Origin of the sequence: Sphingobacterium prati (assembly GCF_013167215.1) — a bacterium.
Classification (GTDB): Bacteria; Bacteroidota; Bacteroidia; order Sphingobacteriales; family Sphingobacteriaceae; genus Sphingobacterium; species Sphingobacterium prati.
In genome coordinates this window covers 34,587-48,445 of record NZ_JABJWY010000016.1, presented here as the reverse complement: position 1 = coordinate 48,445, position 13,859 = coordinate 34,587, and the positions used below count along the sequence as shown (strand labels likewise).

Below are 13,859 nucleotides of genomic sequence, written 5' to 3'. Positions count from 1 at the left end.
GGTGGGAAACACCGATGTACAATATTCAGGGCCAGACTGGTCGAAACTAAATAAGTAACCGTATTAACCATACACATGGAGAAACAGGATAACAAGGATTCGAAACAATTAAAAAGGGGACTTCAAAATAGACATATTCAGCTGATCGCGCTGGGCGGCGCCATAGGGACTGGACTATTCCTAGGAATCGGAAAAGCAGCGACTCTCGCGGGTCCAGCAGTAATACTTGGTTATGCCTTTGCAGGAATAATAGCTTTTTTCATTATGCGGCAATTGGGAGAAATGGTCGTTGAGGAACCAGTTTCGGGAAGCTTTAGTTACTTCGCCAATAAATATTGGGGGTCTTTTGCCGGTTATGCTTCCGGCTGGAACTACTGGGTGCTTTACATTTTAGTGAGCATGGCTGAGTTAACCGCTATCGGTGTATATGTCCAATTCTGGTGGCCGGAAATCCCATTATGGGGATCGAGTTTATTTTTCTTCTTTGCCATTAATGCGTTGAACCTTGCTTCTGTAAAAATTTATGGTGAGACCGAATTTTGGTTTTCGATCATTAAGGTTGCTGCCATTATCGCTATGATTGTATTTGGTGTCTACCTCTTGGTCAGTGGCACAGGTGGGGAGCAGGCAAGCCTTAGCAACCTGACATCTCATGGCGGCTTCTTTCCCAAAGGCTGGTTTAACCAGACGAGTGATGGAAGCTATGAAGGACTGCTATCGGCCATGGCACTGATCATGTTTTCCTTTGGAGGACTAGAATTGGTCGGTATCACTGCAGCAGAAGCTGAACACCCTGAAAAAAATATCCCAAAAGCCACCAATCAGGTGATCTATCGAATCCTAATCTTTTACGTCGGTGCGCTAATTATCCTATTTTCGCTCACACCGTGGACAAATATCACAGCCGATACCAGCCCCTTTGTTCTGGTCTTTGACAAACTCAATGGTTTTGAGTTTACCCTATTCGGAAAAACATTCCAGTTCACAAAAATTATAGCCAACGCACTCAACCTAATTGTTCTTACTGCGGCGTTATCTGTCTATAACAGTAGTGTATATAGCAATAGCAGGATGCTCTTTGGACTCGCTGAGCAGGGTAACGCACCTAGGTTTTTGTCTAAGCTAAACAAAAACCATGCACCTATAAATGCTATTTTGGTTTCAGCAGTGTTTGCTGCGATCTGTGTCTTTATCAATTACGTTGCACCTAAGAATGCATTAGAGATCCTGATGTCGCTGGTTGTATCTTCCCTGATCATCAATTGGGTAATGATTTCAATCACACACCTATATTTTAGAAAAAACAAACTCAATGTACATGTAAAAACGAAATTCCCTTCGTTTCTCTATCCATTGAGCAATTACATCTGTCTGATCTTTCTGATTGCTGTATTGGGTATCATGTGGGTAACAGGCATGAAATTGCCCGTTGAACTGATCCCGGCCTGGTTAGTATTGTTATACATCAGCTATATACTGATCAAAAGAAAAAAGTAGGTATTGTAAATCAATTTTATCAGCCTCATAATTCTGGAGCCATCGGTCTCTGTTACGAAATAAAGGGCCAGACTCCTAAATGAATCTGGCCCTTTATTTTACTAAAACAATCCCAGCTGCTTGCCCGCATCGGGCAAGCGGAAAAGATCCCTTCTTAGGGGCGGAAGCGTCCCGTTATTCATATATTTCTTCACAGAAAGCTTAAACAGATGTTGCAGGCTCTCCGCCATATTACCATCCCCTTTTATCCGCCGTCCGAAATCAGTATCATTAATCTTTCCACCATGACAAGCTTCAATCCAATGTAGAACCTTCTCGGCACGATCGGGATAATTCTGATACAGCCAATCTTTAAAGATACCACCAATTTGTCCATTGAGTCTCACAATGGTATAGGAGGCTGTAATTGCTCCTGCATCTGCTGCCGAACGAATCAAATCTGAAATCTCATCGCTGTTAATTCCGGGCACAATCGGTGCCATCATCAGCATCACGGGTACACCTATCCCCGTCAATCCCTCAATGAGTTTTAAACGGGCCGAAGCTGTAGCGGTCCTAGGCTCCATCTTTTGACGTACCTCCTCCCGTAGCGAATTGATAGTTACCGCAACGGACACCAGATTTAGTGCTGCAAGCTCACGTAAGAGGTCAAAATCCCTTCGCATCAATACATTTTTGCTTATGATGGAAACTGGATTCCTGTATTTAAGCATCAATTCTAAAAGCGAGCGTGTAATCCCCAATTTTCGTTCAATAGGTTGGTAGCAATCCGTATTGCCGGATAACATGATCAAATCAGGCTGATAACTTGACTTGCGAAACTCATGCTCCAGGAGCTGGGCGGCATTATGCTTGACCAGGATTTTGCGCTCAAAATCCAGTCCTGCACTAAAGCCCCAGTATTCATGCGAATTGCGTGCATAGCAGTAAATACAACCATGCTCGCAGCCCTGATAGGGATTAATAGACCTTTCAAAGCGCAGGTCCGGGCTATTAGATTTGGAGATAATGGACTTCGGATGCGTCGGAATAAATTGTGTTTTTTCGACACCAAGAAATTCCTCATCCAGCCCCTCAATATGTTCTTGTACGTATTGATTGGCAAAAAATTTGTTGTTGGGATTGATCTGCGCCCCTCTCCCTTTAAAGTATGATTCTGATGGATCCATAAATCAAAATTACTAAAATAATTAGTAATTTTGATAATAATATGTCATTCTATCTTCCCATTTAAATTGGTACACAAAAGAGATTAAGCAACAAACAAATTCAAAAATTAACACACAAGCTGATAACAGGTTTTAATAAAAATATTGATCCAGAAGTCTCCAAAAAAAGTTTTCTTCACTTCCGTATTGCTTCACGACACGATTCCAGACCACCTTATTAAATTGAATCTCGTTACCGAAAGTATCCTTATAAATCCACTTGTCAAAGATATCTTTTTCAAGAGAAGCATTGTTATTATCACGCGTGTATTCCAGTCCGCCGCGCATATTTCGTTTAAGCTGCGATTTGCTACCGTCGAACTCCTCTTTTACATCCATATTGCCGAATATATCCTTCCCTTCTTCTAATTTATAGCCTTTGTTGTCCTCAACAATTATCTTATCAAAAATGTCGATCTTGAAAGTGGCCTTATAATTTGAACGTCGCCGGTTTTCGCGTATTAACCTTTTCATCATCCTGATTTGAGACTCCTTATTCCCCTGCAAACCAGGCGCTATCTTATCAAGATATTTCTTCTCAAATTCCACTTTATTCTTATGGCTGTCCGAAAAAATAAGTTCATCAAAGATACGCTGCTCTAAGCTAGCTGTATACTGTCCATCAGTAGATTTAAATTGGAGATTGCCAAAAATATCGGTATTTATATCTCCGCGCTGTGCGAATAAATAAGTTGATAATAATATTAAAGTTAACGCAACTAGAATCTTTTTCATATAAACAGAGGCTTTACTTAGATAGACGATTGGAAGCGCACTTGGTTTATTCTATTATTACAAATAAAAAAAAGAGACCACATTTTATTAAATACCGAACAAAATTGCTATTTGCCTATCTATCTCGACAAAACAGATAGATAAGCCTTTCTTCTCAATTCGATCGATCTAAATCCGGCAGGCATCATCGCCACTCACAATCTCAGAAATTCTTAATGACAAAAAATCCCTATATTGTAGCTACAGTATAGGGATTAGAATTCTTAATTTCAGATCAGCTTTATTATTTCATCAAGAAGCCACCTCCTAAGAGATCATTTCCTTCGTAGAATACAGCCGATTGTCCGGGTGCAATACCTTTTACATTATGAACGAAGTCAATACGCACTTTATCGCCTTCCTGGGAGATGGTCGACAAGGCGCCTGAGTCTTTATAACGTACTTTGGAAATAGCTTCCATCGGTTGATCGAGTCCAGCATATTTGACAAAGTTTACATTACGAACGTACGCGTGTGACTTTTCAAGTTCATGCTCCTCACCCAATACCACTGTATTACTTTCAGGAAGAATTTCGATCACAAACATCGGCTTGCCCAAGGCTATGCCTAAGCCTTTACGTTGGCCGATGGTGAAATAAGGATAACCAATATGTTTACCCACAACTGTTCCATCTGAAAGAATAAAATTGCCAGGGCCGATTTGCTGATCTAATGTTGGTACCTTATGTCTTAGGAACGCACGGTAGTCGTTATCTGGCACAAAGCAGATTTCGTAGCTTTCCGATTTATTGGCAAGCTCTTTCTGTCCCATATCCAACGCCATCTGACGGATTTCCTTTTTCGTAAAGGATCCTAATGGGAACTGCGTCCGCGCAAGATTTTCCTGCGATACTCCCCATAGAACGTAGGATTGATCCTTATTTTCATCCTTACCCTTCGATATGACATAACGGCCATTATCGTGCATACGAATATTAGCATAGTGTCCTGTAGCGATAAATTCACAATCCAGTTTATCGGCACGCTTCATCAAAGCTTCCCATTTGATGTGGGTATTACAAAGAACACATGGATTGGGTGTACGCCCAGCAATATATTCCTCTACAAAATTATCAATTACAAAGTCCCCAAACTCATCGCGTATATCCAATATATAATGAGGGAAACCATAGTTTACAGCTAATGTACGAGCGTCATTGATACTGTCGAGACTACAACAGCCAGTCTCCTTCGACGAACCACCTGCGGATGCATAATCCCAAGTTTTCATCGTGATACCTATGACCTCATATCCTTGTTCGTGGAGCATGACAGAAGCAACGGAGCTATCGACCCCTCCACTCATTGCAACTAAAACTCTTCCTCTTTTACTCATCGCTATTTATTGAAATGCAAAGATACAGCTTATTCCTTTTTCTCTATGTTAGTTTCTTGTAATTTTATCTCGATCAAAATCAACACTTTCGAAAAAAGAGCAAAAATAATCCACATAAAAATTTTAGAATTCAAATTATCACACTATATTTGCATCGCAATAGGGGAACAAACCCATAGCAAAAAGCGGTGCCATAGCTCAGCTGGTAGAGCAAAGGACTGAAAATCCTTGTGTCCCTGGTTCGAACCCAGGTGGCACCACGCTTCAATCTGATGATCACAGATTTAAATAAAAGGTCAACTGGTGCCATAGCTCAGCTGGTAGAGCAAAGGACTGAAAATCCTTGTGTCCCTGGTTCGAACCCAGGTGGCACCACAAAAAAAGCTTGTTCAATTGAACAAGCTTTTTTTGTTTATCCAGCTTTGTACCCCAAAATTCTTTTTCATGGACAACTTAGTTGATTTCTATCCCATTCTTTCCTGGAAGTGCTTTAAACTTCCCATGGGGTTCTGTCTGGTACCAGTAGGCTACGGAAATAATATCAGATTTCTGTGGTAAATATCGGTCTTCAGAGCGCCAACCCAGATCTTGAACGGTCACCTTTAGGTCGCTATCAAAACGTACAGGGTCTAGAATATGCCATCGATACATTCCAAATCGCTGCTGTGAATCGTATATGCCATCCGGCCGAATCACCTGATGTAGCCCAGCATAAGGGGTAGTAAATTCCTGATAACGCCGTGTTTCTTTATTTTCAAAATTGTAGGATCCGCAGAAATAATCTTCCAGGCCTGTTGTCACAATAGTCGCAAATTCTTTATCACCATCCAGGAAGAATTTAACCTCACCCTCACCCCACCAGCCGGTGTTGTTAACACCAACAGCTAAATAGGTTCCTACATAATGTCCCTTACCCTTGACACCATCCAGAATAGTATGTAAGGAACCTTCGGTGGGATGAGACCTGCGATACTGTGCATGGAAGTAGGCTTCATCATTACCGACTTCGGTCTCTGCATAGTTGATTTGATAATAGAGTACCATGGGATGAATGCTCACATTTTCCATGGTTATTTTGCATTTTTTGCGAAAGGGCATCTGCCAATAGGAATTAAATGCGCTACCTGGATTAACTGTCATCGCAAGTGAATTTAAGGGCGCATATTTATTCCAGCCCATTCCAAAAAAAGCTCCGACGGGAGCTTCGACAGAAGGTTCTGTTTCCCCATCCCAATAAAATCTGATAATGGATTGACTCCAGTTGCCAGTAGGTGTCATCCAAATATGCTGAATGATTCCCGACCCGTCTATTTCGGCCAGCGTAAATGTTTCACCAGCACCGATATGAACATAAGGGTTAACTTTCCAGCCTACCCCCAATTCACGGGCAGCCCTAGATGCATTTGCCTGGTTACGCGCGCCCTCCTTTTCATTTGGGACAGCCATCCCCCCTTTACCTTTTCTACCGCTAAAATTTTCAGGGCTGATTGACCTTGTTTTAGCATCAGACAGTTTGGATAGATTACTTAATCCGCTTGAATTTTGAGCAAAAGATGTATAACCAAACATGACTACACACCATAGAAACATAAATCTTTTCATATGCTGTAATTAATTATTTTTAGAGTGTATATTTCCAACGGTTTAAATGAATTCCCTATTCGCTTTTCTTTATCAATTCAATGGGAGTTTTCTATTAAAAAATCGCATCCAATTAGTCCCTGAAATTGAAATATTAAACATGAGCGGTTGATCATCCACGTTATTGTTATCTGGAACTTATTTCCTACAATCAGTTATGCAGGAAGGGCTCCCTCAGCTTGTCTTAAGTTTATTATCAGCTATACAAGTATAGACTTAATCGATTAAATAAGTAAATAAAAAATTGTATCTTTTTTGTTAACGATAAAATTATCAACATGTTAACATCAAAACATACTATTCGTTTATTTTCTTAGTATCAGCAATCGGCTTTTTTTATGTTATGAAAAAAGCCGAAAGAGTAATTCTTTCGGCTTGACAGACAGGGCCCTATGTTTTTTGCAGTTCGCGGATCTATAAATTGCTGATGGCAAATACATCAGACTTTTATTTGTTATTGTTCCGCAATAATGGAACGGTCCAAATGTACATAACCGCCATCAACGTGGATCAATTGTCCTGTAGTATGGCTTGATTTGTCTGACAGCAAAAACACGGTGGTATCTGCTATTTCTTCCGCTGTCGTCATCCGGTGTTCTAAAGGAATACGATCCGTAATTTTTTTCAATGTTTCTTCCGGATTAGAAAGCGTTTGGATCCAGGTGTCGTATTGTGGCGTTGCGCATTCAGCAACAATAATCGCATTTACACGGATGGAATATGGCAATAGCTCTACAGCCCATTCACGTGTTAATGCATTACGTCCACCATTTGAAGCAGCATAAGCAGATGTATTCCCCTGTCCTGTTTCACCCGTTTTGGAAGAGATATTGACAATACTGCCTTTGGATGCTTTTAGCGCGTCCAACGCATGATGCGCCATCAGGTAATAATGGATGAGGTTTTTATGTAATGAGGCTACAAATTTTTCGTAATCACCCGAAGCTAGGCCTACCCCATCATTCTGTCCAGCATTGTTCACCAAACCATTTATACGACCATATACCTCCAGCGTTTTAAGCACCGCTTTTTTACAATCTTCAGGTTTGGACAGTTCAGCCTCAATACACAAGGCATCAATCCCAAACTGTTTTATCTCTTCCCTGACTTTTTCATTATCGGCCTGTTTACGTCCAACAATAACAGGAATAGCCTGTTCTTTGGCCAAAGCATGCACGACAGCACGCCCTATTCCTTTGGCCCCGCCTGTAACGATAACAACTTTATCTTTTAAATGAAGATCCATATTACTTTTATTGAATTGTGTGTTTCATTGATGCGTAATTTGTCCGCATCAATAAACTCGTTTCACTGGTTATTATTTAAAGCCTATTTGGGCAGCATATAGCTGGTTGGGCTCAATTTTTAACTGCTATTAATAGCTTCAATATGCACACTTTCCCTTTCATGCATATTGAAGCTTTCAATTATAGGTTATATACACGTATGGCATTCTCCGCCCAAAAAGCTTTTTTTTCCTTTTCGGTAAAGTCGCCCAATTTATCCGCTACAATGGCGATACTTTCCTCATAAGAAGCTGCCAAAAGACATACTGGCCAATCCGATCCAAACATAATCCTTTCTTTTCCAAAACGCAGAAAAATATGGTCGACATATTGTTTGAAATCGTCCAATTTCCAGCCAGACCAATCCGCTTCTGTGGCCAATCCCGATACCTTACATACGACATTTGAAAAGCTAGCAAGTTTGTCAATAAATGTTGCCCACTCATCAAATTCCTTTGATTTAATGGGAGGTTTGGCAATATGGTCCAATACAAACTGAAGGTTTGGATTTTGCCTTACACATTCCAATGTGGCCTCATAGTGCCTTGGACGGATCAGTAAATCGTAGGTATAACCAAAGGCTGCCAATGCTTTCAAGCCATTCAATACAGCCGGTCGAATCAAAAAGTCTGGATCCAGTTCTGCTTCAACCACATGACGGAACCCTTTGATTACCGATAATTCTTTATAGTGAGTCAACTGTTGTTCGATATCTTCGGCCTGCAAGTCAATCCAGCCAACAACACCTTTGATAAAGGAGTAGCTTTTAGACAGTTGCACCAAATAATTTGTTTCCGCGTCAGATTGATCGGCCTGAACAGCGACAGTACCTGCAATTCCATTCCGTTCTAGGACAAACTGAATATCCAGCGGGGTAAAATCTCGCTTAATGACATGCATCTCGTCGGTAATCCAACTGTCTCTAACCGGATCAAATTGCCAAAAATGCTGGTGGGTATCTATGCGCATAATAAAACCTAAAATAGTGGATAAAATTAACTTCTTGAATAACCAACCACAGTCTGCCGCGATTCGCCAAGCCCCTCTGCCCCCAATTCGATCACATCACCTGCTTTTAAGTAAATAGGAGGATTGAATCCAAGTCCTACACCCGCAGGCGTTCCCGTCGAAATGACGTCTCCTGGCAATAAGGTCATAAATCTTGAAACGTACGAAACCACATGTGCGATCGAAAAAATTAGATCTTTGGTATTTCCATCCTGATAGGTTTTTCCGTTCACTTTAAGCCAAATGCGTACATTGTTAATATCCTTGATCTCTTCTTTGGTCGCCATAAATGGGCCCATCGGTGCGAAAGTATCACAGCCTTTCCCTTTATCCCAGGTTCCCCCGCGTTCCAATTGATACTCACGCTCGGACACATCATTGTGAAGTACATAACCAGCAACATAATCCAAAGCTTCATGCTCTTCTACATAAGAAGCCTTTTTACCAATGACAATACAGAACTCAACTTCCCAATCCGTTTTTACGGAGTCCTTAGGAATCATCACATTATCGTATGGCCCTACTAAAGAAGTCGTGGATTTCATAAAAATGATCGGTTCAGCAGGAATCGGTGCATTTGTTTCCTTAGCATGATCCATATAATTCAATCCGATGCAGACAATTTTAGATGGGCGCGCAAAAGGTGCACCGATACGCTCGCCCTGTGGGACTTCAACCAGCTTACCGCTATTGGCCTTCACAAATTCGTCCAACCGTGCCAACCCATCTTCCGCAAAAAATTGCTCATTGTAATCACCGCCAAATGCACTTACATCGTAATTTACACCGTCAATTTGAACACCGATTTTTTCTTTGCCGAAGGCTCCAAAACGTATTAATTTCATATTGTTATAGATTTGAGATATGAGATAGAGGTCTCGTATCTAACATTTAATTATTCAATTTAATAAAACCACCATCAATAGGATAATCGTTACCAGTAATAAAACCAGCATCGTCACTACAGAGGAAAAGCGCCAATTTAGCAATTTCTTCCGGTTGTGCCATACGGCCTATCGGTTGGCTTGCAGAAAGTTTTTCAAACATTTCCTGCTCCTGTCCAGGGTAGTTCTTCGCAATAAAGCCATCCACAAAAGGTGTATGTACACGTGCTGGCGAAATACTGTTGCAACGGATACCAAAAGCCATGTAATCACGCGCTACCGACATAGACATCGCATAGATCGCACCTTTGCTCATCGAATAGGCAAAACGATCCGTAATCCCCACCCAGGCAGCAATCGAAGCGAGATTCAGGATAGCACCTGAGCCTTGTGCTTTCATGATTGGCACAATTGCATATAACGCATTGTAGGCACCCTTTACATTCACATTAAAAACACGTTCAAAATCTTCGGATTTACAATTTTCTAAATTCCCAACGTGGGCAATGCCTGCGTTATTCACTAAAATATCAATTTTCCCGATATTTTGAGCTATTTCACTAATCTCTTGTTGATCGGTTACATTGCAACGATTGAATACAGCCTGCCCGCCCAGCGCCAAAATTTCTTCTACTACAGCATTTCCACCTTCCTCATTTAAATCCAATATATGGACTTTCGCTCCTTCTTGAGCAAATTGCACACTGATAGCACGACCGATTCCACTACCTCCGCCTGTAATAACAGCAACTTTTTGTTCTAATTTTCCCATTGTTATTCTATTGTTAGTGTCAAAACTAGATCAGCCTCATCCGTAGATGCGGGCAGATCCAGTCGTAAACCATTGTCTTTACTACTAAATTTAACCTCCTTATTTCCGATAAATGTTTTCACTTTCTTAACTCGATAAGGGAGTTTTTCGATATACAATTCCTTTTTTTCAGCCTTAAGAATATGCAGGTATACCTGATTTCCTTTTCGCGTCAACGCATAGTCATCCGTAGGCGGTATTCCGCCTGCTTGGGTACCATAAATTGTCTCGCCATAAATAGCCAACCATTGTCCGAGATCTTTTAGCCGATCCTGCTGATAGTCCTGAATCTCGCCGTTCGGCATCGGCCCTACATTCAGTAAAAGGTTTGAACCATGCCCTGCCGCCTTAACCAAATACGCCAATACTTCTTTGAACGATTTGCGCGTCCGATCTTTCAGTTCAAAACCCCAAGATCCAGCGATAGTACCACAAACCTCCTTTGGCAATTTGCCAACATCATGCGCGCTTGTTCCAAACCCAGTAGTGTTCTCTCCGGGCAGATCACGCTCAAACATTTGAAAATCCTCCCCTTCAAATGGTGCTAAATGGTGATTGTTACCAACCAAACAGTGTGGTTGTAACTTGTGGATCAATTCGTAGATCTCTTTAAAATGCCAGTCTTCTTTGGGTTTGTCCCAATGACCATCAAACCAAATTCCATCAATTTGGCCATAACTCGTAAGCAACTCGGTCAACTGATTTTTCATAAATTGCACATAATGATTCCAATCACCTTTTGTAGAATCACGTCCGGCAATGCCGCGGCCTGTTTTACCTGCAGGCAGGTAGTCGTTCCGATTCCAATCCAATAGCGAATAATAAAACATGACTTTTATTCCTTCTGCACGACAGGCTGTCACCAACTCTTTTACAATATCACGTTTGAATGGCGATTTCTTTACAATATTGTATTCCGAAGTTTGGCTATCCCACATAGCGAAACCATCGTGATGCCTGGTTGTGAAGGTGATGTATTTTGCTCCAGCCTGTTTAAATAGCTTTGCCCATTCGTTTGCATTAAAAGCAATGGGATTAAAAAATTTAGGCAACAATGCATATTCCTCCAAACTGATATTCTGGTTGTTCATGACCCATTCACCATCCCCTAACACACTATATACTCCCCAATGGATAAAGACCCCGAATCGAGATTGTTCAAACCACTCCCTATTTTTTAAATTTTCAGGGCTTGGTTGATAATGTTGTTGGCCATAACCATAGGCGACTAAACCTATGAACAAGACCAGACTGCAGATGACATGTTTTAGTTTCATATGTGACTATTATTTATTCGTTTCCAGTGCCATTCATGAACGCGCAAGCATGTTTGTCTTTACTAAGATGATACACGGATATCCATCGCTATTTGTGCTATTTTTAGTCCGGCTATTTGACGATGTTCGTTAGTTTGCTTATTTACAACGAAACACCTCTCCGCCAAGGAATAAAATCATCCTGCCCCAACAATACCGCTTTAGGCCTGACCTCACCCGACGCAACTTGAATCACATAATCAAGGATACGATGCGCTGCTTGCTCTATAGTCTCCGTTCCTTCAATGATAGTCCCACAATTGAGATCTATGATATCAGGCATTTTTTCAAAAGTTTTGGTATTGGTCGATAATTTTACCACGGGTGTAATCGGATTTCCTGTCGGCGTGCCTAGCCCCGTTGTAAAGAGAACGATATTAGCGCCAGCTGCGACCTCTGCAGTGGTGCTTTCCACGTCGTTACCGGGTGTACACAACAAGTTTAACCCTGGCCCATTAGCTAATTCAGGATAGTCAACTACGGCCGTCACAGGCGAGGTACCCCCTTTTTTGGCAGCTCCAGCAGATTTTATCGCATCTGTTATCAGACCGTCACGGATATTGCCCGGTGATGGATTCATGTAAAAGCCTGAACCGTCCGCTTCTGCTTTCGCATTGTAAGTTCGCATTAGGCTCATAAATTTCTCTGCAGTAGGCTCGTCCACACAACGGTCACTAAGTTCTTGCTCTACCCCACATAATTCAGGAAATTCAGCTAAAATAACCGAACCACCCAAACTGACCAGGATATCCGAAACAAAACCTAATGCCGGATTGGCCGAGATACCTGAGAAGCCATCTGAACCGCCACATTCCAAACCAATACACAGTTTATCCAAAGTAGCCGGTTTGCGTTCATTTTTATCAGCTTGCATCATACCAGCAAAAGTCGCTTTTATCGCCTTTTGCATCAATTCTTTTTCGGTCCCTTCCTTTTGTTGTTCAAAAATGTACAAGGGACGGTCAAAGTCAGGATTTCTTTTTGCTATCTCAGCTCTTAGAATCGACGCCTGCGCGTGTTGACAGCCCAAGCTCAATACAGTGGCTCCCGCTACGTTTGGATGAGTTATATACCCAGCCAATAGACCACATAAGGCATCGGAATCCATACGAGTACCACCACATCCCATTTCATGATTTAAAAACTTGATCCCATCGACGTTTTTAAACAGACGCTCCTGCTCATTGGAAGACGAATTGCCCGATAAATCCTGACCAAGAATTTGATTTACATCGGCACCAGATTTATATAACCCAATCAAATCTTCTACTTCAGCGATATAATCGTTGGCTTTCACCTTATAGCCTAGCTTTTCTTCGAAAGCGGCTTTCAACGTCAATACATTTCGATTTTCGCAAAATACCAAAGGAATGACCAACCAATAATTTGCAGTCCCCACTGTACCATTTGAGCGATGAAATCCGTTGAATGTTTTATTTTTAAATGCCGTTACATCCGGTTTGGTCCATACAGTCTTGCGATCCCCCATTCTAAAGTCTTCGGATGCATGGCGTAGATTTTCCGTCGTAATCAATTCACCTTCACTTAAATCACCATTCAACTTACCCACTAAGACACCATACATCAATATTTCGGCATCTTGCTTCATCGGCTGAATTGTAAACTTATGTTTCGCCGCAACGGCTTGCTTTAAGGTAAACGCTCTACCTTCAAAAGCAATTGTTGTCCCTTCGGCCAGATCTTGTAAGGCAACCAGGACATTATCCATCGGATGGATCTGTAAATAGCGTTGTATGGCCATAATTTAAACTAATTCAAATATTTTATTCATCATTACCCATTTCTCTCCCGGTTTGGCTCCCGGGATCGCAGCCTGATATTTCCACATCAGTTGCTCCCATTCCTGCACCTTTTCATTGGCTGCATCCATTGCGGCTTTCTTTTCAAATGAAAAATCCTCACTCACTTCCATATTCATAAACAGTCTATTCTCAAAACGATAGATCTCCATTTGCGTTACCCCAGCATCCAGGATCGAACGTTTGATTTCTGGCCACACCGCACGGTGGTAATCTTCATATTCTTTGATCAATTGTGGATCGTTGACAAGATCCAAGGCCATGACATACTTTTTCAT

The 13,859-nt window shown here is 41.5% G+C and carries 12 protein-coding genes and 2 tRNA genes; 3 read left to right on the top strand and 11 right to left on the bottom strand.

Annotated elements, in window-relative coordinates:
- Positions 1-75 precede the first annotated feature (75 nt).
- Positions 76-1,497, top strand: coding sequence for an amino acid permease (locus HPC41_RS03975; protein ID WP_172392683.1), 1,422 nt, complete (start codon positions 76-78; stop codon positions 1,495-1,497).
- 101 nt (positions 1,498-1,598) lie between these two features.
- On the opposite strand, the gene HPC41_RS03970 is transcribed toward HPC41_RS03975, so the two are convergent.
- The 3 genes from HPC41_RS03970 to mnmA all read right to left on the bottom strand — a co-directional run bounded on the left by HPC41_RS03970 (position 1,599) and on the right by mnmA (position 4,815).
- Entirely contained in the window at positions 1,599-2,666 is a 1,068-nt protein-coding gene (locus HPC41_RS03970) for a PA0069 family radical SAM protein (RefSeq protein WP_172392682.1), read from the bottom strand.
- Positions 2,667-2,798: 132 nt separating this feature from the next.
- Positions 2,799-3,440, bottom strand: a complete 642-nt coding sequence (locus tag HPC41_RS03965) for a hypothetical protein (RefSeq protein WP_172392681.1) — start codon at positions 3,438-3,440, stop codon at positions 2,799-2,801.
- A 283-nt stretch (positions 3,441-3,723) separates the two neighbouring features.
- Positions 3,724-4,815: a tRNA 2-thiouridine(34) synthase MnmA gene (mnmA, locus tag HPC41_RS03960; protein ID WP_046672147.1), complete on the bottom strand. Its 1,092-nt coding sequence runs from the start codon at positions 4,813-4,815 to the stop codon at positions 3,724-3,726.
- A 187-nt stretch (positions 4,816-5,002) separates the two neighbouring features.
- Between mnmA and HPC41_RS03955 the strand changes: the two genes are divergently transcribed.
- Together HPC41_RS03955 and HPC41_RS03950 are read left to right on the top strand one after the other, a co-directional pair.
- Positions 5,003-5,075: transfer RNA gene (locus tag HPC41_RS03955), tRNA-Phe, on the top strand.
- Positions 5,076-5,117: 42 nt separating this feature from the next.
- Positions 5,118-5,190: transfer RNA gene (locus HPC41_RS03950), tRNA-Phe, on the top strand.
- Positions 5,191-5,268: 78 nt separating this feature from the next.
- Here the strand turns inward: HPC41_RS03950 and HPC41_RS03945 are convergent.
- The 8 genes from HPC41_RS03945 to HPC41_RS03910 all read right to left on the bottom strand — a co-directional run bounded on the left by HPC41_RS03945 (position 5,269) and on the right by HPC41_RS03910 (position 13,859).
- Complete coding sequence (locus HPC41_RS03945) at positions 5,269-6,417, bottom strand: glycoside hydrolase family 172 protein (RefSeq protein ID WP_172392680.1); 1,149 nt, start codon at positions 6,415-6,417, stop codon at positions 5,269-5,271.
- 493 nt (positions 6,418-6,910) lie between these two features.
- The gene (locus HPC41_RS03940; protein ID WP_172392679.1) at positions 6,911-7,702 is read right to left on the bottom strand and encodes an L-fucose dehydrogenase; all 792 of its coding nucleotides are present in this window, start codon (positions 7,700-7,702) and stop codon (positions 6,911-6,913) included.
- A gap of 181 nt (positions 7,703-7,883) precedes the next feature.
- Complete coding sequence (locus HPC41_RS03935; protein WP_172392678.1) at positions 7,884-8,711, bottom strand: amidohydrolase family protein; 828 nt, start codon at positions 8,709-8,711, stop codon at positions 7,884-7,886.
- A gap of 26 nt (positions 8,712-8,737) precedes the next feature.
- Complete coding sequence (locus HPC41_RS03930) at positions 8,738-9,595, bottom strand: fumarylacetoacetate hydrolase family protein (RefSeq protein ID WP_172392677.1); 858 nt, start codon at positions 9,593-9,595, stop codon at positions 8,738-8,740.
- Positions 9,596-9,641: 46 nt separating this feature from the next.
- A complete protein-coding gene (locus HPC41_RS03925) occupies positions 9,642-10,406 on the bottom strand; it encodes an SDR family NAD(P)-dependent oxidoreductase (RefSeq protein WP_172392676.1) in 765 nt (254 codons plus the stop codon).
- A gap of 2 nt (positions 10,407-10,408) precedes the next feature.
- Complete coding sequence (locus HPC41_RS03920) at positions 10,409-11,722, bottom strand: alpha-L-fucosidase (protein WP_172392675.1); 1,314 nt, start codon at positions 11,720-11,722, stop codon at positions 10,409-10,411.
- A gap of 142 nt (positions 11,723-11,864) precedes the next feature.
- The gene (locus HPC41_RS03915; protein WP_172392674.1) at positions 11,865-13,523 is read right to left on the bottom strand and encodes a UxaA family hydrolase; all 1,659 of its coding nucleotides are present in this window, start codon (positions 13,521-13,523) and stop codon (positions 11,865-11,867) included.
- Positions 13,524-13,526: 3 nt separating this feature from the next.
- A complete protein-coding gene (locus tag HPC41_RS03910) occupies positions 13,527-13,859 on the bottom strand; it encodes an L-rhamnose mutarotase (protein WP_172392673.1) in 333 nt (110 codons plus the stop codon).